Genomic DNA, 22,197 nt, shown 5'->3' on the forward strand with positions numbered 1-22,197 from the left:
GCATATGTCAGAAGCTGAGCTTATGGAACTCCTTACATCAAATCCTCATGTAAAGGTGCGTGAACGGAATCAACGATTAGTTAAACCTCGAGAGTCCTTACCAAAAGATCCTCCTGTATTTGATAGTGACGCGGAAGAACGGTTCTATAATAGGCGTGTAGTTCCTTTAATTATCGCTGGATTTCTCCATAAAGTGGAGTTTCATAAAACCTTTGAAATTATCGAGGCTGTTGATCATTGTGGCAAGAAATAAAAAACCGGGTTTATACTCCGGATTTCTATATGGAGCTCAAAGATGGATCGGTAGAAGTTGTTGAAATTAAAGGCAGAGTGATCAAAAAGCTCCAACGAGATTACCCTCTTCGCCGTCAACTTTTTATCTTGAATTACTGTATTCCTAATAACTGGAAGTTTAAAGAGGTGCATGATGATGAGATATAGAGGGACTTACTAGTAAGCATCTTTAAGCTAACGGGAAACGATAGTTCAAAAAAACAGCGGCAGTCTAAGACTTTATTTTATAAGTCCTGGTCTGCCGCTTCTTCCTTTAATGGTTCTGTCTAACACTTTATTTTCACCAAACACATCATCCTATAACTCAAGGGCCTGTAACTCCGGCTTCCGCCTGTCCCCCAAGTATCTCAGATAATCCTCTTTCACCTGCTGCTTGACACGTCCCTCCGACCCGATACAGACTGTATGCCCGCTGGATAAGCGAAAGAAATCTCCCCGCAATTCCTCAACATGAACAAAGTTAACTAAATGTGAACGGGAAGCAATAATGAACTTTTCACTGTTGATCAGCTTTTTATAGTGATTCAAGGGATACTGCAGCAACTCATAGTTCCCGAGTGTCGTGACCAGAATAATCCTCCTGTTTCGAATGTACAGCTGAACGATGTCCCTCTCCTGTACGCTGATATAATCATAGTCTTCATTATTCAGGAACTTGAACCTGATCACGGGCCCACAAGTATTCCGGCTTCCGCCTATCAGGTTATCTGCACTGTGAATGGCCTCGGACACACCGGTATACAAGTTATTCTTCACTATCCATCTGTAAGCCCCGCATTTATACCCCTCAGCCGCTTGTTCACAGCTTTCGGAGACCAGAATTATAATAGCGGCATCGTCCCTGGCCCGGATGATTTCTGCTGTACGGAAGGCTTGGCCGGAATCATTATCAATACTGAGAAAAATGATATTGTACTGCTTCTCCTGCAGTTCAATTTCCTCCCGCAGTGCTTGTGGAGTATCCATTTGCTCAACACTGTAATTACAGTCTATTTCCTCAAATATCTCGGTTACTACCTGCTGCAATTTCTCCAGGAACGCATGATTTTCATCGCACACCGCTACGTGATACATATCGCGTCACCTCATATGTCTTAGTTTCGAAATCCCTATAATTATTATTTATACCATTTTTACTCATTTTTGCAATTACATATCATACTCGATAGATTCCTTTGCCACAGCAACACAAATAAAAAAGCTTGCCCCGTAAGCTTTTTTCAGCTCCGGGACAAACTTAATGTTCACCGCCTGCTCCATAACCATCCGCACGCCCTTAACATCCAGCGGTTTTCAACCTAACCCTTACGATTTTCGCCTTTTTACGTTCAAAAGGGTACCCCAGCGCATTATTAACGAAAGTACATCCCTCTCTCTCGTAAGCACCATAATAAGGATGGCAATGTCCGAAGCACCATGTCTTCCCGTGTAACCGGGGTAACCATGCTGTACCATCAAAGAAATAGAAGCTTTGAATAATATCGTCCTGATACTTCTGTGGAAGGCGGCTCCAGTCTGGTCCCATATGCGTGACAATTACATCGCAGGTATCGATAATGGGGTCAAGCAGCTCCCGCTCCTGCTGGAAATCAGGCATGTCTGTAATATAATTGATATCGTTCATCCTTGTCCGCCATACCTCATGAATCCATGAGACCTTCTTCTTCAGTACCTGGATACCGTAGCTGTAGTCATACCACATCCCGGTGCCGCCGAATGTTATTCCACCGAGCTGCAAGGTCTGTCCTTCAAGCACATATACGCCGGGGATTTCAGCTGCCAGTTCCTTCATATGAAGCCAGCGTGATTGCGAAGAATTCTGATACATTGCCTTTTGGCTATTAGAGATTAGATAGAGATCATGATTGCCCCGGACGAAAATAATATGCTGATAATATTCCCGCAGCACTTCCAGCATGATTGCATTCTGCACATTGTAATGACCCAGATCGCCGGCAATCACAAGTGTGTCCGCAGGATCATCCGGAAGAATGCCTTCTACGAACCGGTTAATCCGCTGCTCTAAGCGGTTCGCATTGGTATTACTCACATAAAAGTCCAAATGGACATCCGAGATCAGATCAAATGCCGGGCCCTCCGTTATCATAATATCGCCTCCGAAACTCATTATTGTTGCTGATCAGCTCATCTAAAGTAACCGGAAAGAAGCAGTTAATATCCACACCCGCATTCAGCATTCTTTCCTCCTCCAGATACTGTTTGAATACGGGGCTTTGCGTGCTGTTGTGGATATGGCCGAATATATGAATACTGCCTCTATAGTATCTCGCCCATTCCCCAATGGGATAATGAAAGAGAACAATGTGTTTATCCCCGTCGTCAATTTCAAGATAGGTACCCACGCTCTCAAAATATTTCTCCATATCCGCTTTCTTCGTCCACTGTTCATGGTTCCCCCGTATTAAGTGCTTTCTCCCCTTAAGCTGGTCCAGATAATAACCGGGAGTGTTACGGGCTCTGAAAAGAAAATCGCCGATAATATACACCTGGTCCTCTGATTCCACGACACTATTCCAGTTACGGATCAGTGTTTGGTCCATCTCTTCAATGGAAGCAAACGGACGATTACTATGCTTAATCACATTCTCGTGCCCGAAATGAGGGTCCGCTATATATAACTTACGCATTACTATTAACCCCTCTCATATGAAACACTAGCCAGTCCTATAAAGTAAAGATTTCTGGTTCATCCAGCACTTGATCGATTTGAAGCGGATATCTGTATGACTCTCCATAGCTGTTATACTTAGTTCTGAATGTTGTCTTCCTTACTCTACGTACTAATATATACTTAAGACCCGTATGTATGAAATCCCGCCCTGCCTCCGGCTCAATTAATGAGCAGGCATAAATAGTATTTTTATTAGCTGCATAACCTCGGCTACGGTACTCCTGTACAATGGATGAGAGCGAAATACTTCTATTCATGACTATCACGCCCTTCTCCAGCATCCCGGCTAAACAAGCTACGATAAAATCCTTATTTCCGCCCTTGATCCCGGATTTGACGATTACTTTATTTCTATTGTCCATGCACCACTGCTTATTCTCCACTGTAATACCGGACTGGTCCTTGTTCAAGAAGTTAGCCTGTACGGAGCTTAGCACAATGGATAATGCTTGTACTTCCTCTTTGCCGAATAACTCACTAAATCTGATTCCTTTGATATGGTCCATGTCCATAAATACAATGGTTCCTGTTGTCATGATAACAACCTCTCCTCTTCGTTTTATTGTCTTGATTACTTGTTAAGCACAGTATACAAAACCGCAACCTACTCTTGGGAAGAGGGAATACAAAAAAAAGACGACCACCTTCCGGAATACCCGGGGGTGAATCGCCTTAATCATTACTGCCGTTTCTTCACAAGAACAGGCGGCTGTAAGCCAAACTTCTCTTCGGCCACTTTTTTAATCTCTGCAACGGGAATACTGGAAAGTGAATATTTGAAATCCTTGTCAGACAAATACTCATTCAGTAAGTAAACTGAGCAGGCTTTAATTTTTATATAGTTATTTTCAAGATATGTATTATATTTTTCATTATATACTTCAACAGAAAGACCTTGACGAAGATTGTGAATATAGGCCTCAAACGCTTCTCCGCTAAGAGTTCCTTCCAGGACGGCTTTCTTCTTATACTCTTCTGTAATCATCCTGTCGCCCAGTACCATCAGCAGTAAATGGTCATTACACTCATCCAGGAATAATGTTGCTAATAACTCCTCGTCATACAGCAGTGTGCTCATGCTTCCCGCGGGATAGATCTTATTTAATGATTTCTCGATTAAAATTTGGAAGTAGATCAGATTCTCCGATTTGAATTTTTCCTTAATAAACTCCGGATATACCTTTTGCGAGTCAGCAAAGCTGTGAAAGCCTAATTCAGTCATCTCCTCTATTTGCTTATCCACAATCGCACTCAATTGTTCTATCCGGTGATTAACCTCACTATTAAATCGTTCAAATATACCATAAGCCAGATCACTCAGAAATATCTTATTATCCTTGTACATCTCATCAACAATCTGGTCAATAAGATCATGGAGACCTAACTCTGCAAGCAGATAAAAGCTGTTATACTGCTCGTATAACTCCAGCCAGTTCACCTGTTCAAACCATTTGCTGCCACGCCGTTCCCTTTCAGTCTCTAGCCGTTTAATAATTACCTTTTTCCGGTGATCATAGTACTTACTGATTTCCATGTTGAATAGTTCAGACCAGCTCTCGTCGCTTTCAGCAATTGTATATTTTTTTTGGACTTCAGTCACACCTAATATCTTTCTTACCCGCGCATCCTTAATTCCTAAGAAATCCTTCAACAGACGCACCTTAGCAATGATTTGCGCTTCTCTTCTACTTAATACTATTTTCCCGGCTTCATTTTTCTTCACCTTAAAATATTTTGCGCTCTCTACATATACTCTCTCAATTCCTTGTCTGGTAATATCCACTCCGTATCTCATTAAGTATTTCGCCAGCTGCTCCGTGCTCATGCCTTCATCGTCCATGTGTTCTTCCACATTATTCACCCTTTCTTGCTGTACATTGGTTATAACCAAAGCAACTCGCGGATATCTGCTTCCCGCTGACACGCCCCATATCTTATGACTTCATTTCTCAAAACAACCCCAGCTGATCCACCCGCGAATCGATCCGCTCCAGCGTTTCAGGAGCATGATCCCGGAAGTAGGCGTGCTGAATCTGCTTGGCCGGCTCGATAATCTGCTTGGTGCTATCGGCAGTGCTGCGAAGGCGGCAGCTGTACACAATCGGGAAATAATCCTGCAGGAACTTTCCTTCCGCATGCGCGGTCAAGGCGATGATCTGAAAGCCCAGCTGCTCCGCGATGAAGAAGACCGGGCTGAGTACATGCTCGCTGGATGCCTTGCCGAACGGATTGTCCAGAATAACGGTACGGTGCAGCTTCATATTGGCCTTGATATATTGCCGGCGTTCAGCGACATAATTGAGCAGGCCGAGGAACAGTGTCATATTCTTGCTCCATTTCTCCCCGCCTGACCAGCGGTTGGACTGCTCCCAGGAGTACGAAGCCTTCGTGACCTGATGGTCATTCATCACCTTACGGCAAGTGACCTTCATCGCTTCACTCTTCAGTACAACCTGCAGCAGCTGCCTTGCGTCGAGCCATTTCTCCAGGTTTTTGCGCACATCGCCTTGCTGCGTTCTACCCTGCCCGTCCATATATTGACTCCGCTCCAGCTGAGACAGAATCCATTCAATATGGCTGCGGATACGGTCCTTGCCGTCCTGATCCTCCCACTCCGGAATAGAGAAGCTGTAAATTTCCCGCCAGCCGTCAGCCGTCTTAATCCGTGTCTTCTTAGGCAGCTCCTTCAGTTCCTGTACAATATGCTTCAAATGGGTGTGAATCCGCTGAATAAATTCCTGCAAGTCACGGTCATGGGTCTGAATGGTCTCTTCCATAATATGAATAGCCTTCTGGATTCTCATTTCCATCGTCTGTCTGAATTCGGTTACCTCAGCATAAGAATCCTTGTGCTCAACCCCTTCAGTAGCCATCTGCCGGAGCTTAACATCCTTAACCCGTACATTGCAAAAGCTTTTAAAGCTGTCTCTGCCCCGTGAGACGCGAATCCGCTCTTTGTCCATCCTCTGCTGGCTGGTTTGCAGCCCGCGGATGGCCCGCTCACTGAACTCCAGCCGTGCATAAACGAAATCCATCACCACACGTTCCTCCAGCTTAGCAGGCTGCAGCCGTTCGTCGTTCAGCTTGTATAATAAAGTATGCTTATCCCACAGCTGCAGCACACCGTCAAGCTCACGAAGCTGCTGCTCCACCGCATCACTCCGCTTCTTCAGTTCCTTGTTCTCACGCTGAAGCCGGGCGTTCTCCTGCTGCAACTGCAGCTTCACTTGCTCCAGGCTTCCCTCGAATCTGGCTGGTGTCTGCTCCGGAAATTGAATGCTGAACTGCTGCTGCATAAGCGTCACACGGCCTTTGATATGCTGCAGCCTGGCCTGCTGCTTGTCGAGCTGATCCGCCGAACGGTCCCGTTCGCTTCGGCCTCCCTCAATCTGCTGCCATAACGCCTGTTTTCTTGCTTCCAGCTCAACAGGCATGTTCATCTGCGGATCAATTCCCGGCTGCTCGCGTAACAGCTCCTTCATTGCCTTATCCGCCATGGATACCTTTTCCTGTTCATGCTTTAGCTCAATTTCCAGCTGCCTGCGTTCTTTCATAATCCCGGCACGTTCATACTCCAGCACTCCGTGTTCTTCCTTGAGCTCCGCTATGGAACGGCTTGAATCTGTATAAGGGAAGCTTTGAACCTTCTCGTACAGATCATCCTTCAGCAGCAATTGCAGCTGTGTACTGGTATCATTGCGATCCTGTTCTAAAGTCCGGTACTCTTCAAGAGCCCGGGCCAGTCCGTATTGCTTGACGCCAAGCTGTTTTTCCAGACTGGCAACCTGCGCCTTAACTGGAGCTAACGCCTTATCCAGCCCCTCTTTCTCTACTTCAAGCGTAATATACCGCTGCCCGTCCTTCAGCCACTCGCCAAGCTGGTGAATGATATCCTGCATATCACTCATTTCAATGCGGATTTTATCCATTGCAGCTTCAAGCTGGATAAGCCTTTGTTCACTCCGCTTGTATTCTTCAGTGTAATGAACCAACCGTTCGCGGCCCGACTGAAGCTGCTGTTCTAAGGTCTGCATTGCGACGAGCGGGTATTTGTGCACAAACTGCTGGAACCGCTGCTCCATACTCTGCCATAAGGCCAGCTCGTCTTCCCTCTTCTCACGCTCTTGCCGGGTCCGCCCGGCACGCTCCAGAAGTCCTGCCTTCCACTCCCGGAAGACGGAATCCGTCTCATTGCTCTTAAAGTGTAGAGGAACAGCCCACTGCTCTAGTCCTCCGCCCGCTATCCCCCGTACCATCGCAGCCGCTTCCGATGTGCCGAGCACACGAATAGGATATGCAAATTCATTGCCTGCAGCCGTGAGCTTCTGCAGCAGCTGCTTCTTATCGCTGTCAGTCGTCACAAGAGTAACAGACCATAAAGAATCTTCCCCGCGTCCCCGGGCCTCATCATCCAGATTCAGTGAACGGATATACTCAGTCCCTGTCTGCAGCAGGCTATACTGTCTGCCCCAGGACTTGGCTAGCCGTTCAACCTCAGGATCGGCAAAAAACACCTCCTGCTCATGGTAGTCATCGACGTACCTGTAAACCAGCCGTTCTTTTTGCAGGATTGCTGCTTTCTGCTCCTGCCGTTTCTGCACTCCCTCAAGCAGCCGTGCAGAGATTGACGATGCCTGATCGTACACAGTGGTCAATCTCTCCCAGTTCGGACGCAGCAACGCTAATTCACGAATAAGCAGCGCTTGTTCCTCATGAAGCTGTTTTCGCTGTTGTTCATCTCTTGCCTGCTCCCGTTCAGCCTTGCGTATTTCATCCTCCACTATGCGCTGGCGTTCCCGGATGGCGCTCTTTTCCTCGCTCATCTGCCTCATCTGCCGCATAAATTCAATCCGCTGCTCATCTAACTCCTGTTGCCGGACGGACCAGATCGGCATCTGTTCCGGTACCTTTTCCAGCGCCGGATTAGCCAGAATTTCACGGGCAATTCTCTGCTGCTGTGCTGTTTTCTCCTCCAGCTGGGTTTGCTTATTCTGCTGCGTCAGCTCCCATGTCCGGATTTCTCTGCGAAGTCCGTCGATAGCATGCTCGGCTGTAGTCTTCTCGCTCGTTAAGCTGGTGAGCTCGGCAGCTTGGGCTTTCAGCTGCTCTGATATATCGCGCTCTTGTCCGGCAAACACGCTCCGTAATTCTCCGCAATTGTGTTCCCAACGCTCCTGGAGCTGCGCTTCATCTTCACCCTGCTCCAGTCTTGCCAGCTGCTGATCTGCCTGGGCTAACCTCGCCTCCGCCTCTTCCCGGCTGGACCGGTGTCCGGCATATTTCAGCGAATAGAAGCTATGTTCTGCCTGCCGCAACCGCTGCTGAAGCGTATCTGCTTCTAGCTGAAGCTGAGCCAGTCCGGCCTCCAGCATAGACTGCTCCTGCTCCGTCTCCGCAAGCTCCAGAGATTTAAGCTGCAGCTGCAGCTTATCATTTTCCTTCATCCATAACTGCAGACGTTCTTCGAGGCCGGCTTGCTCATTCTTCTGCCCCTCGTGCTGCACCGCTGTTAGCTCTTGGTATGCTTTTGCTTCTGCACGTGCCTCATCGTAAAGCTCCTCTGCTCCATGGAGACCTTCGTATAGACGTACATACTGGCCGAGCTCCTGAAGAATCAGTTTATTCTCCTCAATTTGCTCCTTCAGCTCCTTATACCGCTTAAAGCCTTCACGGTGTGACTCGAACAGATTCGCAAAGCTGCCTTGCTCGAAGCCTTCCATCGTTTCTTCCACCGTAGGAATGAGCAGCCTGTCAAACAGTTGGGAGGTCGACTTGCATTCATCAAAAAAGTTCTCGATGCCGCCTTCCGTACTATTAATTTTGGCTACAGCATCCCATTCCGAGGCGATAATATGGTAGCTTTCTTCCAGGTGGGCTTTATACTCCTTAATCGTCCCGAACGTCCGTGCCGTGAGCGGAAACCGCTGCGTCATGGAAGAATAATAATCCTGAATTTCACCTTTATCAGCCGGACGGTTCTTGCCCATATACTCCTTAACGAACGGGATATGCTCCAGCCCATGCGCATCATGCTCACCATATTCATAGGCGTACCGGAAGGAGTCTACTCCGCTGACGTTCAGGAACAGGCTGATGCAGGTGACCGCATATCTCCGGCGCGGTTTATCATTCAGAATCCATTCAATGGCGACATGAGCCGGGCCATTCTCAAGTAACAGCGTATCCCTAAGCTTGCGCCCGGCCAGTTCCGTATGCGGCAGCATGGCCTGAAGTGCCGTCTGTATAAACACTGTTTTCCCGCCGCCGTTCTCCAGCACGATTGCCCCATTATGGCCGTCGAACAGAAAAACCTCGTCATTGTATCGCTTGTTCCCGCCTTCATACAGGACATGGGTAAACCTAATTTTCGAGATCGACGGCATGCTGGTCCTCCTCCTTAGCATTCTTTTTCCGCTCATCCAGGCTGTATAGAAACTCCAGAATTCCCCGGTTATATTCAAGCTCCATAAAATACCGCCCCACAATAACCTTCGTCTTCCCCGTTAACGCAAGCTCTCCCGGGCCTACTTCCTCAGCCAGCTGCTGCTCCAGCAGGAAGCGTCTTACCGTATCGAGAAAACTGAGCCGGCTGATTGTATTCCCTGTCTGCCGCTTGGCCGTTTCCTTGATGTCGTCCATCGTGTCCCATTTCTCAATAATTGCTGACCAGTTGTACGAGAACTCCCGCTCGAATTGCTTCAGCTGCTCCTCATCATGCTCCTTTAGCGAATCTATCCGCTCCTGTACAAGCACCGCCCATTCATCCAGCGGCAGGAAATTCCGGGTCGGTTCCAGGCTCTGGTAGCTGTCATAGAAAGCACCGATCAATACAATCATCGCCAAATACATAAGGTACAAATCGGCATTTACCGCAGAAGCACGCAGATAGGTTCGCTTCATATAATCATTACTCACATGAAAAGGGGACAGACGAACCAGCGGTATAAGATACAGCTCATCCCCAGCTGCGATTACTGCGCAATCCACCTCAGATGCAAACTGGTCGACCAGACCTCTGACCTCATCGTCCGCCATATACTCCTGCAGACGCTCCTTCGCCGCCGATCCGTTCATCGCAAGCAGGGAGTACAGCCGGAATGCCTGCATCACCGTTTCATTACTATAGGTAAAGGCCATGTTATCTGTCCTCCCACTTCAGCTTCATATTCTGGATCTGATAACGTGCCCCTGCCATAGCAAGGCCTGCTGCTTCCTCGACCAGGAGCACTCTTCCGCCGAGCAGGCCGAACACTTTATCGAGCCCGCTCTTCTCTTCACTTACGTCCGCAGACGATGGCCTTACCGGACTCCGCTGGTGCAGAATCAGCATGAAATCATAGAAGCTGCGCCGCTGCAGCCAATCCTGGCATCCGTAATCGCTTAACCTCTCTATAAATAAACGGAGCTCAAGCTCCGGTCCCTTATCCAGCTCCTGTATTAACAGCTCCATAATTTCCGCAAAAAACGCTCCCCTCTGCAGGGTGAACTGCAGCCCGCTTTGCTCATCCGCAGCTTCCAGAAATCCCTCTTCCCGTGGTTCCAGCTCACCTGTGCCGGTAACATTCTGCTCTGCAAACAACGTCAGCGGTGACCACACACGGCTCTGCCCGAGACCCATAAATGGAGAGACGATGCCTCTCATCGATTCCAGCGGAAGCGGCAGTCCCAGTACAACCCCGGCTACATCCTGTTCGAAATTGAAGGAGCTAAGGCCTGTGTAATATAGCGATTCCTTAGCAGAATACAGCGCCTGATTCTTCAAGTCCATGCTCTTCTGCAGTAACCCCGAATGTTCAGCATGTACTTTCTCCAGTTCACTGGCGATCCGCAAAATGTACTCATACGCCCGCCCCTGCTTGTCCGGATTATTGTCAGCATACAGCCGTGTCCGCGTTTCTTTCACAAATTGCCTCAGCTCAGCAAATTCGTCATTTTCTCGCTGCAGCCTGGTGTAGATATCATCCAGCAGTCCGCTATAACGCTTCAGCGTCTCCTCTGATACGATACTGCGCTTAATCTCATGCTCCAGCTTCAGCATACGCTCCTGCAAAGATTCGACGTCGACGCGCATTTCATTGATCTGGCGCAGTGCTCCCTGAAATTCGCCCTTCTCAAGCTGCTTCCGCAGAACCAGTTGATGAATGGACAGCTGAAATTCCGAATAGAATTCCTTCGTCGCGAACACCAGCTCCAGCCCGTCTTCATCCAGTGCATAATATTGCGTATTACTCTTCACATCAAAAGCATTCGCCCGCAGGATTGAAGTATATACGGTTTGGCGTTCCCGGGATTCCCAATTGAAGAAGGAGAACTCACGTTTCTTGCCGGACGCCGGCCGGAAGATTTGAATAATATCACGCGCCAGTTCCTCACCTTTCGCACTATCCACCTGCAGCTTATCATCCATAATGCGCAGCAGATACAGTGCCAGATCTTTGGCACCTGCCTTTGAATTTCTGACCAGCTTCTGTTCGAAGAAGAACAGCAGCGTAAGGAGGCCCAGCTCCATCATATCAATCGGCTGGCCGTTGGCGTCGGTCTGCTTTTTCCGCTGCAATTCAAATAAAGGGTCAAACAGTGCCACCTTCGACATTCGTTCCTGAAATCCGGAAAGCGCGCCTTCTAGTTCAAATCTGTCCATTGCTTCCATGCTCCGCTCCCCCATATATGCTGCAGCTCGTGAGTCATCAACGTTTCCTGCGGATAATAGCTGCCGGAACTTAAGGTATTTTCAATCTGCCCCTGCTGCTCCTGAGGAAACCAGTTGCTAAACGCCTGAACCGCTTCCTCATTTCGCCGCTGATTACTTTTACCAGGTACACAGGGTTTGGCCAGACAGGCATCATAAAAGGGAAGCGCCGGAATCATCGCCAGCCGTTTATCCGCATCATACCAGATCCGTATTCCCTCATAATCAAGGTCACCAAAATAATAAAAGACATGCTCGCTCCCGGTTACCGGATACTGCAGGGTGAACATGTCCAAATTTCCGGTAATTTTATTGCCGCAGCCGTAGATTAATGTACTGAATGAGCTGGATGGCAGAACAGGGAGCAGTGCTTGAAAGGTTGTTTTATTCTCGACAATGAAGTGCAGACAGCGGGGAGGGGCGGGATTAGTCCAAACCTGCGGATTGACAGCAAACATTAACGGATCAGATACCGGAAGTATCAGGAGCTGATCCCATAGACCCAGCCGCTTAAGCAGGGAATAGCCGCCAAGCTCAGTAATCCATTTCTCATTGCCGGTCAGTTGAAAGCTTCGTTCAGGTGCGGGAACCGGGATATCAGGGAATCCATGGGTGTGCAAAAAATGATCAATCCGTTCGATCCACGGCCGGTCCTGCACAAATTGCTGCTCGGATAACGCAAAATAGCTGTCCAGCCCAATCGCCGGATGAAGTTTCAGGCGATACTGCTGCAGCTGATGGTTGTGACGCGCCATTATATATTGCTTATTCACACGGTAACGATAACCTAGCGACGGCTGCTTCATCGTACGGCCGGCGGATTTCACAGGTTCCAGCACTCCGCTACTCTCCAGTTCCATTACAGCCCCTGCAAAGTCGCGGGGATCGGCTGCTCTGCCTGCAAACAACTGCTCCAGTTCCTCAAGTGTTATGGTTGTTTTTTTGTAGTCACTAAGATGTTCCTCAATCATGGATTTGATTATCATATGGAGAACTCCTGCACTAAATTAATGATTATAATTATAACATAGCCTGTTTGACCATATATTCTTTATATCATCCCAATTTTGTCCCTAAGACCGGCACTCTGGTGCCTTTCTGCAGGCTTAACGTCTCTCCTGTCCGTAAAGCTAGGCTAGTCACTTGAGCGACCGTTGCGTGACTGGCTACTTTCTTAACTGAGGGCCCATTCAGCCCATTTACCTGCATAGCCGCTCATTGTACATGATTTCCGGTCGCTAGCGCCATTTTAATCACTAGGCATAGCCGCATCCCTGCTATTATAATAGCTCCACGCAACAACCGTAGCGCTATCCCTGCCCTGTCCCTGATGGACACCCTTCAATAAATCATCTACACACTTCTCCAACCCCTCCTCGTTCCTAAAAGCAAGGTACAGCTTCCGCGGGTCCTCCAGTACCCTCTCCCCATACTCCAGAAGACCGTCCGTAGTCATCGCGATCACGTTATGGCCAGGCCGCAGCTCCCGTATTCCTGAGGAGTAGCACGCTACTGGCTGGTCAAAGATGTTCACAGAGCCGATCCACTCATAGTAGTTACGCTGGTTCAATAAGTATTGTCCCCGTGCAGCCAAGTCCGGATGTAGCAAATACAGCGAGTTGTCTCCCACCGAGAACCACCAGACATAATTCTCCTTACGGGCACAGATCAGGCATGCCGTCTCCCCTGTAACCTCCTTACACTGACGGATGAATTCCTCCGACTTGAAAATAGAGAGCAGAAACCGTTCCAGCGCGGCAAAAGCTTCGTTCACCGGCAGCGACAACAGCCTGATTATGTCCGCCTCCTCACTGCCTAGGGCACAGACCAGCAGCTCCGCACTCTCGGCAGTATGATGCGCATCCAGGAGCATGACGAATTCCCAGCTGCCTTCCGGTTCATTTAGCACATAGGCACCGTCTTCATTTTTAACTGCGCCTGCTGCTGTGCTCCCGCCGTATCGGCCGATTACCATGCTTTTATGTGCAGTTGTCAGCACAGTATCCAGAAGCATATCTTCACTGCCCACCCAACTGAACTTAAACCGTCCCTGTCCCATGCTCCCCCTCCTATCTCTATCTATATGATCATGCTAACGATTACGTTGAGCAATGAAAGTATAATAACGCTCCATTTCTTCACCGTCCGGATCATTATCACTCAGGAATACGGTTTCACCAGTCTCAATGTTCAGATAAAAATCAATTCCGTCAACATAAGTGTCATACGTATCTACAAGCTCCCTCATTTGCTGGATCTTAATTTCAGATCATGCAGAGGTTGTAATTGGCTCTCAGCCTCATGCTCTTCCCAGGTTATTCCGAAGGGAGCTCCCCCCTCTGTATATCCGGCGATAAAATAAAAATTCTCGTCTTGCTCCAGTACATCGTCCGCAATAGAATCTGCTACATGCTTGCGCTGGTTCTTTTTACCTGACAAATTAAGCACTCCTTCCAGAAGTTTCATTTCCCAAAGAATAGCACACCGTTCATCCGATATAAATATCGTAGTTAATTATTTACAAAGGAGATATGTAATTGTAATGAACAATCTTATCCGAAGACCATGGCTTAGAATTACCCAGACAGGGATGCTGCTTGTGATCGTAATGTCAGCTATAGTGTGGGCAGGAGCTTCAGAGGCAGATGCAGCCTCCGGCAGGTACCGGCTGGAAGCGGAATTCGATTATTTACCGAATGCAGATCTGAGCGCCGCAATCCCGACTGTAACCGTACATAAGACTGATCTGGATAACGGCAATTTGGACAACCAGACCTATAGTTTCCCGGAGGCAGGAATCAAGGTTCCTGACAATACAGGCTATTACATAGACGATGGTGACAAAAGCGGCAAACCTTATACTTTTTATCCCACGGCCTGCGGCTATTCCTACGGAACCTACACACTATCTAACAGCAACGGGGATAAAGCCTACGATATCTATTGTGATATGACCCGTAAGAATGGTACCAAATCCGATGATCCGCAGGCGGCTACCTACACCTTCCGGCTCTATGAGTTTGATCTGAAGACACACAAGCTTTCCCTGCTTCAGACCCTCAAATCCCAAAAGAATTATTCAATGCTTGCGCTGTTTCCTGAATTCGGGGGATATGCGGTTTATCCGGACGGGCTCACTCATGAGCTTCCGTACAATACAAGAACGACAAGTATTTATTCTTTCAAGGGGAATAAGCTGCTGGCCAAAGTCTATGGCTCCCCCAAGCAGAACGATAACACCCCTGCCCTGAGCAATCCCAATTCAATAACTTATAAAGAGTACACACGGCTGACCGATAACAAGAAGGATTTTTATGCCATTACTATGAAGCAGATTCCGAATACCTCATATGTCTCGTCCAGTGCCGGGAATTTCAAGGAAGAGCTGTATGAGCTGCTGCCAAACGGCACGAAGCAGAAGGTTAAAGGCTACGCAGATTCTGTAATGACACTATGGAAAAAGAAGATTGGCAGCATCACCTATGCCCAATATTATCAAAAAGGAACCAGCCGCCTCATGGTCGGAACAGTCAAAGGAAACAGTTATACCCCCTTGAATCTTTCTAACACCAAAGCCTATGGCGAATTCACACCTGATTCGGCGTACCTCATCATTACGGAATCACCTGTTAAGCCTGCCGCAGGCAGTAAAGGTGCACAATATACTACAGCAGTATATGATACCAAAACAGGAAAACTGATGTACCGGCTTCCGGCATTTTATCCGACAAGCCCTGAACATAGTTACCAGTTCACTAATAATGATCTCGCCAGCCTTCATTTCCGGGACTTTAACCTGGACGGATATCTGCATATTCCCAGCGGTCTGGTCACCAGAGTTACGCAGTACACAGATTATGAAGATCCGAGCAGCTATAGCCTTACCGGCGACACGAAAAATCTGATCAGCTACAAAACACCGCCCCAGCTGTTTATTGACGGCAAACAGGCATCATACAAAGGCCAAGGCCCTTTCCTGACCGATAAATATGTATGGTATATGTCGGTCAGTGACTATGCAAGCGCTGTTCAGGCGACACTCACTAGAGTATCCGGCAGCACCGTGCTTACCAGAGGGAAATATACCTTCAAGCTATCGGATCAGGACAAGGCTCTGCTGAAGATAGGCGGGAGCAATTTTGCACCGATTGAGACAATGAACAATAGTCTGGGAATTGCCGCAGCGTTCCATGAGCATAGGTATGTTTACGGGTCTAATTTCACTTACGACCGTATAGTAATGTTCTCGAAGGATTTCTCCGAAGAGCAATTCCATGCATCATTCCCGGATGCCGGACATCCGGAGAAATACACGGACATGACCACGTACACCATGTCAGGCACTGCACCTGTGGCCGGTAAGTCAGATGAAGAGCATACTTATGAAGTCTATGACAGAATTCATCTCGTCTTTGGGGACGGTAAATTGACAGCAGCGGGTTTCGGAACCTCCAGGCTGACCAAGCCGCTCCGGGATGTAATGATTAATGATGGTAAGCCAGGTGATATCGTCACCGCTTATGGAACCCCAAAGGTATATAACAGCGGAAACAACGTACTCCGTACCTACAGTTTGCCTTATAGTACTCTGCTGTTCCAGAGCAGCGGCAACACCATTAATGGAATGTTCTATATCTTTAAGTAAAAATTAAGGGGGCTTCCGGATTACAGAAGCCCCCTTTTTTTACATCCGTTTGTGAACGGCAGCAATCAATCCACCTTAGCCCCATAAGAACGCATAAACAGCACCGCCTGTTCCATATCCATCCGCACGCCCTTAACATCCAGCGATTTCATATCCACACCTGTGAGGTCCGCTCCCCGGAGGTCCGCACCGGCAAGCTTGGCCCGGATAAGCGTGGCCCGCTCCAAGTGGCAATCCCGGAGATCCGCCTTCGTCAGATCGGTATCGGACAGGTCGGCTTCGAAGAAACGCACGCCGCGCAAATCCTGCTTGCTCAGCTTGGCATGCCGCAGATTTGTGTAGGACCAGTCGCCGCCGCCGAGCGTAATGCCGTCAATCTGGGCGCCGGAGAAATCTGAGCCCGTCATTTTGCAGGAGAGGAATTTGGACACAAAGAGGTTCGCGCCACTGAACTTGCAGTTCTCAAAAGCGGATTCCGTATGAATCGAAGAGTTCAGGCTGACGCCCTTGAAGTCACATTCGATGAACCGGCAATAGCTGGTGTCGATTTCCTCCATCGAAGTATTCATGAACGTGCATTTCTCGAATGTACAGCTGATCAGCTCACCGTACCGCAAGTCCTGTCCGTCAAAATGCACATGCGAGAATTCGCGGTCTTTGTATTGATACATTGTATTACCTCCGGTGTTTGATAGGGTTATTATAAAACAAAACTTGGCGGCCTTGTCCCGGAATCTTTCTTCCGGGGACAAGGCCGCCACTGAGATCTATATTGAAGCTGGGCTTACGGTAACTCCATTCCTGCAGGAAATAACGGAATGCCCAAATTAATGGAACAATTGTATTTTATACAATAGTTTCCTTACTGAACGGCCAAAAATTCCATTCTATTGTATTACGTACAATGCTTTTCAGGCTAATGAGCATAAAATGCCCAAATCCCAAGAAACGAGTGTACAAAATACAATAGATTCTATTTTCAGAACGATTTAACCGTGATCAGTTGTACAAAGTACAATGGACTCGATTCTCTGCTTCCCCACGATCCTGAACCCAAAATCACAGGTTCAAATGATATAGCAGGTTTAGTCTTTCACCTGTGCTGTTTTCCGGCGGGCTTTGCTCTTCGCATTTTTGGCGGCCAGCTTCTCTTCCTCCAGCCGGGCAAGCTCCGCCAAGCGCCGCTGCTCCCGGAGAAGCTGCTCTGCTGCAGCCTGCTCAGCCTTCACGTTCAATTCCTCGCGGATTTGCGCCTGCAGCTTAGGGTCCTTAACCTGTAAATACTGTTCAAATGCCTCCGGGTACAGGAAGCTTTTCTCACCGGCCACACCGGCAAATCCTACCGTAATCCGCTCTTCCGCATGACTTACAACAGTACCGGTGCCATATTTAATATGCTCTACCTGCGAATGATTTAAGTTCATGTTCTCCCCATCTCTTTACTTAGATATTGGCCTGTGTAGCTCCAGGCAATCCCGGCTACCTCTTCAGGCGTTCCCGTGCAGACAATCTCTCCGCCAGCCGCGCCGCCTTCCGGGCCAAGATCAATAATGTAATCGGCATTCTTGATCAGCTCCAGATTATGCTCAATGACGACAACGGTGTTGCCGGCATCGGTCAGGGAATGCAGCACATCTACCAGCTGGTGCACATCGGCGAAATGCAGTCCCGTCGTCGGCTCATCCAGCACATACAGGGTAGAGCCGGTAGCCGGCTTAAGCAGCTCCGCCGCCAGCTTCACCCGCTGTGCCTCACCGCCGGACAAGGTGGTGGAGGATTGGCCCAGCTTGATATAACCGAGGCCGGCACTGCAGAGGGCTTCGAGCTTTTTGCGGATCTTCGGAATGCTGCTGAAGAACCGGACGGCTTCCTCGGCGGTCAAGTCCAGCACATCGGCAATGCTTTTCCCTTTATAATGTACCTCAAGCGTCTCGCGGCTGTACCTGCGCCCCTTGCAGTTGCTGCACTGCACATACACATCCGGGAGGAAGTGCATCTCCACCTTGATCAGTCCATCCCCCGCGCAAGCTTCACACCGGCCCCCTTTAATATTGAAAGAGAACCGCCCCGGGCCATACGCCCGGACCTTCGCCTCATTCGTCAGCGAGAACAGCGTACGGATATTATCGAATACTCCGGTATAGGTGGCCGGATTGGAACGCGGGGTGCGGCCGATCGGCTTCTGGTCGATATTGATAATCTTGTCGAGATGCTCTAATCCTTCTATGCTCTGATGCTCCCCGGGAATCGTATGCGCCCGGTTCAGCGAAGAAGCCAGCTTCTTATAGAGGATTTCGTTCACCAGACTGGACTTGCCTGAACCGGAAACTCCGGTTATACAGGTGAGCGTCCCTAAGGGAAACGACACCGTAATCCCCTTAAGGTTGTTCGCAGCCGCTCCGGTAATAGTTAAGAGCTTACCTGTCCCGCTGCGCCGCTGCTCCGGGACAGCAATCTGCAGCCGGCGGGACAGGTACTGGCCCGTCAGGGAGCGGGGTTCTGCAATGATAGCTTCAAGCGTCCCCTCCGCCACCACCTCACCGCCGCTGGTTCCGGCATGGGGACCGATATCGACAATCCAGTCCGCCTGGCGGATCGTATCCTCATCATGCTCCACCACGATCAGGGTATTGCCCAGATCGCGCATCTTCTGCAGCGCCGTCAGCAGCCGGTCATTATCCCGCTGATGCAGCCCGATCGAAGGCTCGTCAAGTATATAGAGCACGCCCATCAGGCCTGAACCGAGCTGGGTCGCCAGGCGGATGCGCTGGCTTTCTCCCCCGGACAAGGTCCCGGCCGCTCTGGAGAGCGTCAAATAGTTCAGCCCGACATTAATCAGGAACTGGAGCCGGGCATCAATCTCCTGCAGAATCGTACCGGCAATTCCGGCATGTGTGGAAGTCAGCTTCAATTCTCCAATATACTTTGCAGCGTCTTCAACCGACAAATGGCAGAATTCCGCAATGCTCAAGCCTCCGACCTGCACACCCAGCACGACGGGCGACAGCCGGTCACCGTGGCAATGGGGGCAGGGCAGGACCGACATGTATTCTTCCAGCTCTTTCTTCATCTCTTCGGACGGAGTCTCCTGGTAACGGCGTTCCAGATTGTTGACGATACCCTCGAAGGATTCCTTTACATATTTCCGCAGGGCATCACTGGGATGGTGCACCTCAAGCTTCTCTCCGCCCGTTCCGTACAGCAGCGCGTGCATGGCCTCCGGCGGCAGCTCCTGCAGCGGTGTATCGAAATCGAAACTGTATTTTTTCCCCAAGGCCTCATAGTACATTTTGCAAAAAGAGTTCGTCTTCACATTGTTCCAGCCGTTCGCAATAATCCCGCCGGAATGTATAGAGCGGCTCATATCCGGCATGATCTTCCCCGGATCAACCTTCAGATGGGAGCCAAGCCCCGTACAGGCAGAGCAAGCCCCTTCATGATTATTAAACGAGAACAGCCGCGGAGACAGCTCCGGCAGGGAGATCTCACAGTGCGGGCAGGCATAATTCTGCGAATACATCGTCTCTTCACCGCTCACCGGCTGGCGGATGATGACGAGATCCCCGGCCAGCGATAAGGCATGCTCCAGGGAGTCGGCCAGCCGCTGAACATCAATGTCCTTGGCTACCAGACGATCGATAACGATCTCGATGTTATGCTTCTTATTCTTATCGAGTGACACGGGATCTGTGAGCAGCTGCGGGGCACCGTTAATCCGGGCACGGACATAACCGCCCAGCTTGGCCTGTTCCAGGATGTGCTGGTGCCCGCCCTTCTTGTTCCGGATTACGGGTGCCAGCACCTCGTATTTTGTTCCTTCCGGCAGCTTCATCACCTGCTCAATAATCTGATCCACTGATTGGCGCTGAATGATCCGGCCGCAGGACGGGCAATGGGGCACTCCGATTTTGGACCACAGCAGGCGCAGGTAATCATAAATTTCCGTCACTGTACCTACAGTTGAACGGGGATTATTCGAGGTCGTCTTCTGCTCGATGGCGATCGCAGGGGACAGCCCGTCGATGGCATCCACATCCGGCTTGCCCATCAGTCCCAGGAATTGGCGGGCATAAGAAGACAGGGATTCCACATAGCGCATCTGCCCTTCGGCATACAGCGTATCAAAAGCCAGGCTGGATTTGCCCGAGCCGCTTACTCCGGTAAATACCACGAACTGATTACGCGGAATATTCAGGCTGATATTCTTCAGGTTATTCGCTCTTGCTCCGCTGACGGTTATATATTGCTGCATGGTTCATCCTCCAGGCTCAGCCGGGACAGCGGTTATTCTGCTCAATAACGGCTCCCCTGTTTATCACATAAATCTGCTTATATATAAATTGTATCATATGCCTGTCAAGTCATTTTACCATTTAATGTTAAATATTCGGGATTTATTTTTTGCAGCACAAACAGCCTCCAACCGTTCACGCTACGGTCCGGAAGCTGTTTGGCGCTGATATATATCCGAAGTAAGAGTCCCCGGTCAGCTTAATATCTACTCTGGGCGCTTATAATAATTAGCAGCATACCAGTTGTACAGCGGCCGCATCAGCAGCTTGCCGATCACGAAGTAGAGAATAATCAGCAGCAGCACAACCCCGTAGGCCACCGGCCGGTCCTGCCCGTAGACGAAATAGAAAATATCGAACTGATCCGTCATATTAAGATTGTAGGTCACAATAAGCCTGCTCATCAGCAGCATGCCGAACAGCAGATAGAAGCCCGCTCCGAGCAGCACATGGATCAGTACAATCCAGGAACGTTTAACCGGGGCCGGCCGGCTTATACCGGAGGTCAAATAATACGTGACGAGCAGCCCGGCAGCAGCCAGCGAGATCCATAGCGGATTCTTAAGCGGATGAAGCACATGCAGGAGCAGCCCGTTAAGCACAGCAAAAATCAGGAGATCCGCCACAACCGCTTTGACCCGCTCTCTGCCGCTGGCTGCCGGAAGCCGCACAGCAGATGAACTTCCCTGCAGGAAGTCTACAACACATATAATCAGCATTAGCACACTGAACCAGGTCACCGTAACAGAGAAAGGGATAAGATTGAAATACTGCAACAGCCACACCATCCTTATTTTTCCTCCATCGTAGCATTACGCTCCGCGAGTCTGCTGTAATCTTCCTCTCCCCAAGCAGCAGAAAGAACCTCATCTGTGGACGGATGGGGTTACTTTAATTCTATGAAAAAAAGAGCCACAGCTCTCTACAGAGCCAGCGCCTCTTCCGTAATCCGTCTGATATCAATCGGTGACAACGTCTCCTCATTCACCATATCCGGCAGAATCTCCGCCAGGAAGTAATCCACACATTTCAGCTCAATATTCTTGATCTTAATCAGGGCATTGCGGTACATCACGACGAATTCCTTCTCCGTATTGCCCCTCTGCAGCTCGGCAAATGCCTCGTACACCTGATCCATCTTGTCCGCAACCTCTAAGATCAGCCCTTCCAGCGAATCGTCCTTGCCTTCGCGCAGCTGGTGGTAGAAGATGCTTTTGAACTCGTCCGGGATATGCTCTTTAATGAAATTGTTGATCATACCTTCTTCAACCTGCTGAATCAGTGACCTGAGCTGGAGCGAGGAATGCTTCACCGGAGTTTTAATATCCCCGATAAAAATTTCGCCGTAATCGTGGCTGCTCGTAATCTCATACAGCTTCTTCCAGTCGACTACCGCACCATGCTTCTCTTCAATATCAGCCAGTGTCTTGGCGTATTGTACGACTTTCCAGGAATGGGCTGCGACGCTGTGTTCCTCAAATTTGAATTTGCCCGGGCAGCGGATGATGCGTTCCAGTTCGTTCAGCGAGCGAAAATACTTATGAATGCCCATGAGGTCCATCCTCCCTAGTGTGTAAGTGTGCTC

The 22,197-nt window shown here is 49.2% G+C and carries 20 protein-coding genes; 3 read left to right on the top strand and 17 right to left on the bottom strand.

What is annotated here, in order from left to right; translation table 11 throughout:
- Positions 1-4: 4 nt before the first annotated feature.
- Together LOS79_RS17455 and LOS79_RS17460 are read left to right on the top strand one after the other, a co-directional pair.
- On the top strand, positions 5-253 hold the full coding sequence (locus LOS79_RS17455; protein WP_315411326.1) for a hypothetical protein: 249 nt from the start codon (positions 5-7) through the stop codon (positions 251-253).
- Positions 254-282: 29 nt separating this feature from the next.
- The gene (locus LOS79_RS17460; RefSeq protein ID WP_315411328.1) at positions 283-441 is read left to right on the top strand and encodes a hypothetical protein; all 159 of its coding nucleotides are present in this window, start codon (positions 283-285) and stop codon (positions 439-441) included.
- Between the two features lie 150 nt (positions 442-591).
- Here LOS79_RS17460 and LOS79_RS17465 read toward each other — a convergent pair whose 3' ends face one another.
- The 12 genes from LOS79_RS17465 to LOS79_RS17520 form a co-directional block, all read right to left on the bottom strand.
- Positions 592-1,368: a LytR/AlgR family response regulator transcription factor gene (locus LOS79_RS17465; protein WP_315411330.1), complete on the bottom strand. Its 777-nt coding sequence runs from the start codon at positions 1,366-1,368 to the stop codon at positions 592-594.
- A gap of 202 nt (positions 1,369-1,570) precedes the next feature.
- Positions 1,571-2,401: a metallophosphoesterase family protein gene (locus tag LOS79_RS17470; RefSeq protein WP_315411332.1), complete on the bottom strand. Its 831-nt coding sequence runs from the start codon at positions 2,399-2,401 to the stop codon at positions 1,571-1,573.
- Positions 2,376-2,942, bottom strand: a complete 567-nt coding sequence (locus tag LOS79_RS17475; RefSeq protein ID WP_315411334.1) for a metallophosphoesterase — start codon at positions 2,940-2,942, stop codon at positions 2,376-2,378. Before LOS79_RS17475 ends, LOS79_RS17470 begins: the two co-directional genes overlap by 26 nt.
- A gap of 37 nt (positions 2,943-2,979) precedes the next feature.
- Positions 2,980-3,522, bottom strand: a complete 543-nt coding sequence (locus tag LOS79_RS17480) for a hypothetical protein (RefSeq protein ID WP_315411336.1) — start codon at positions 3,520-3,522, stop codon at positions 2,980-2,982.
- A gap of 143 nt (positions 3,523-3,665) precedes the next feature.
- Positions 3,666-4,826: a hypothetical protein gene (locus LOS79_RS17485; protein ID WP_315411338.1), complete on the bottom strand. Its 1,161-nt coding sequence runs from the start codon at positions 4,824-4,826 to the stop codon at positions 3,666-3,668.
- Positions 4,827-4,935: 109 nt separating this feature from the next.
- Positions 4,936-9,369: a coiled-coil domain-containing protein gene (locus tag LOS79_RS17490; protein ID WP_315411340.1), complete on the bottom strand. Its 4,434-nt coding sequence runs from the start codon at positions 9,367-9,369 to the stop codon at positions 4,936-4,938.
- The gene (locus LOS79_RS17495) at positions 9,347-10,123 is read right to left on the bottom strand and encodes a DUF6063 family protein (RefSeq protein WP_315411342.1); all 777 of its coding nucleotides are present in this window, start codon (positions 10,121-10,123) and stop codon (positions 9,347-9,349) included. Before LOS79_RS17495 ends, LOS79_RS17490 begins: the two co-directional genes overlap by 23 nt.
- A gap of 1 nt (position 10,124) precedes the next feature.
- Positions 10,125-11,627 (bottom strand): replicative DNA helicase, encoded by a 1,503-nt coding sequence (locus LOS79_RS17500; protein ID WP_315411344.1) that lies wholly within the window; start codon positions 11,625-11,627, stop codon positions 10,125-10,127.
- Complete coding sequence (locus LOS79_RS17505; RefSeq protein WP_315411346.1) at positions 11,609-12,661, bottom strand: Wadjet anti-phage system protein JetD domain-containing protein; 1,053 nt, start codon at positions 12,659-12,661, stop codon at positions 11,609-11,611. The genes LOS79_RS17500 and LOS79_RS17505 overlap by 19 nt, the downstream gene beginning before the upstream one ends.
- A gap of 263 nt (positions 12,662-12,924) precedes the next feature.
- Entirely contained in the window at positions 12,925-13,734 is an 810-nt protein-coding gene (locus tag LOS79_RS17510) for a PP2C family serine/threonine-protein phosphatase (RefSeq protein ID WP_315411348.1), read from the bottom strand.
- Positions 13,735-13,767: 33 nt separating this feature from the next.
- Entirely contained in the window at positions 13,768-13,923 is a 156-nt protein-coding gene (locus LOS79_RS17515) for a hypothetical protein (protein WP_315411349.1), read from the bottom strand.
- Complete coding sequence (locus LOS79_RS17520) at positions 13,920-14,114, bottom strand: hypothetical protein (protein WP_315411350.1); 195 nt, start codon at positions 14,112-14,114, stop codon at positions 13,920-13,922. Before LOS79_RS17520 ends, LOS79_RS17515 begins: the two co-directional genes overlap by 4 nt.
- Before the next feature lie 103 nt (positions 14,115-14,217).
- Here LOS79_RS17520 and LOS79_RS17525 point away from each other — a divergent pair, with 103 nt between their 5' ends.
- Positions 14,218-16,320, top strand: a complete 2,103-nt coding sequence (locus LOS79_RS17525; RefSeq protein ID WP_315411351.1) for a hypothetical protein — start codon at positions 14,218-14,220, stop codon at positions 16,318-16,320.
- Between the two features lie 65 nt (positions 16,321-16,385).
- On the opposite strand, the gene LOS79_RS17530 is transcribed toward LOS79_RS17525, so the two are convergent.
- The 5 genes from LOS79_RS17530 to LOS79_RS17550 all read right to left on the bottom strand — a co-directional run bounded on the left by LOS79_RS17530 (position 16,386) and on the right by LOS79_RS17550 (position 22,164).
- Positions 16,386-16,991 carry a pentapeptide repeat-containing protein gene (locus LOS79_RS17530; protein ID WP_315411352.1) on the bottom strand — a complete coding sequence of 202 codons (606 nt, stop codon included), beginning with the start codon at positions 16,989-16,991 and terminating at the stop codon, positions 16,386-16,388.
- Positions 16,992-17,405: 414 nt separating this feature from the next.
- Positions 17,406-17,744 (bottom strand): hypothetical protein, encoded by a 339-nt coding sequence (locus LOS79_RS17535; protein ID WP_315411353.1) that lies wholly within the window; start codon positions 17,742-17,744, stop codon positions 17,406-17,408.
- Complete coding sequence (gene uvrA / locus LOS79_RS17540) at positions 17,741-20,572, bottom strand: excinuclease ABC subunit UvrA (RefSeq protein ID WP_315411354.1); 2,832 nt, start codon at positions 20,570-20,572, stop codon at positions 17,741-17,743. Before uvrA ends, LOS79_RS17535 begins: the two co-directional genes overlap by 4 nt.
- Before the next feature lie 246 nt (positions 20,573-20,818).
- Positions 20,819-21,400, bottom strand: coding sequence for a hypothetical protein (locus LOS79_RS17545; RefSeq protein WP_315411355.1), 582 nt, complete (start codon positions 21,398-21,400; stop codon positions 20,819-20,821).
- A gap of 134 nt (positions 21,401-21,534) precedes the next feature.
- Positions 21,535-22,164: a YfbR-like 5'-deoxynucleotidase gene (locus tag LOS79_RS17550; protein ID WP_315411356.1), complete on the bottom strand. Its 630-nt coding sequence runs from the start codon at positions 22,162-22,164 to the stop codon at positions 21,535-21,537.
- Positions 22,165-22,197 lie beyond the last annotated feature (33 nt).

The organism is Paenibacillus sp. MMS20-IR301, assembly GCF_032302195.1.
Taxonomy (GTDB): domain Bacteria; phylum Bacillota; class Bacilli; order Paenibacillales; family Paenibacillaceae; genus Paenibacillus_AQ.

Bases quoted from the DNA above. Each gene is read 5' to 3' on its own strand.
- LOS79_RS17455 (WP_315411326.1), top strand. From the start codon at position 5: ATGTCAGAAGCTGAGCTTATGGAACTCCTTACATCAAATCCTCATGTA.
- LOS79_RS17460 (WP_315411328.1), top strand. From the start codon at position 283: ATGGAGCTCAAAGATGGATCGGTAGAAGTTGTTGAAATTAAAGGCAGA.
- LOS79_RS17465 (WP_315411330.1), bottom strand. From the start codon at position 1,368: ATGTATCACGTAGCGGTGTGCGATGAAAATCATGCGTTCCTGGAGAAA.
- LOS79_RS17470 (WP_315411332.1), bottom strand. From the start codon at position 2,401: ATGATAACGGAGGGCCCGGCATTTGATCTGATCTCGGATGTCCATTTG.
- LOS79_RS17475 (WP_315411334.1), bottom strand. From the start codon at position 2,942: ATGCGTAAGTTATATATAGCGGACCCTCATTTCGGGCACGAGAATGTG.
- LOS79_RS17480 (WP_315411336.1), bottom strand. From the start codon at position 3,522: ATGACAACAGGAACCATTGTATTTATGGACATGGACCATATCAAAGGA.
- LOS79_RS17485 (WP_315411338.1), bottom strand. From the start codon at position 4,826: ATGGACGATGAAGGCATGAGCACGGAGCAGCTGGCGAAATACTTAATG.
- LOS79_RS17490 (WP_315411340.1), bottom strand. From the start codon at position 9,369: ATGCCGTCGATCTCGAAAATTAGGTTTACCCATGTCCTGTATGAAGGC.
- LOS79_RS17495 (WP_315411342.1), bottom strand. From the start codon at position 10,123: ATGGCCTTTACCTATAGTAATGAAACGGTGATGCAGGCATTCCGGCTG.
- LOS79_RS17500 (WP_315411344.1), bottom strand. From the start codon at position 11,627: ATGGACAGATTTGAACTAGAAGGCGCGCTTTCCGGATTTCAGGAACGA.
- LOS79_RS17505 (WP_315411346.1), bottom strand. From the start codon at position 12,661: ATGATAATCAAATCCATGATTGAGGAACATCTTAGTGACTACAAAAAA.
- LOS79_RS17510 (WP_315411348.1), bottom strand. From the start codon at position 13,734: ATGGGACAGGGACGGTTTAAGTTCAGTTGGGTGGGCAGTGAAGATATG.
- LOS79_RS17515 (WP_315411349.1), bottom strand. From the start codon at position 13,923: ATGAGGGAGCTTGTAGATACGTATGACACTTATGTTGACGGAATTGAT.
- LOS79_RS17525 (WP_315411351.1), top strand. From the start codon at position 14,218: ATGAACAATCTTATCCGAAGACCATGGCTTAGAATTACCCAGACAGGG.
- LOS79_RS17530 (WP_315411352.1), bottom strand. From the start codon at position 16,991: ATGTATCAATACAAAGACCGCGAATTCTCGCATGTGCATTTTGACGGA.
- LOS79_RS17535 (WP_315411353.1), bottom strand. From the start codon at position 17,744: ATGAACTTAAATCATTCGCAGGTAGAGCATATTAAATATGGCACCGGT.
- uvrA (WP_315411354.1), bottom strand. From the start codon at position 20,572: ATGCAGCAATATATAACCGTCAGCGGAGCAAGAGCGAATAACCTGAAG.
- LOS79_RS17545 (WP_315411355.1), bottom strand. From the start codon at position 21,400: ATGGTGTGGCTGTTGCAGTATTTCAATCTTATCCCTTTCTCTGTTACG.
- LOS79_RS17550 (WP_315411356.1), bottom strand. From the start codon at position 22,164: ATGGGCATTCATAAGTATTTTCGCTCGCTGAACGAACTGGAACGCATC.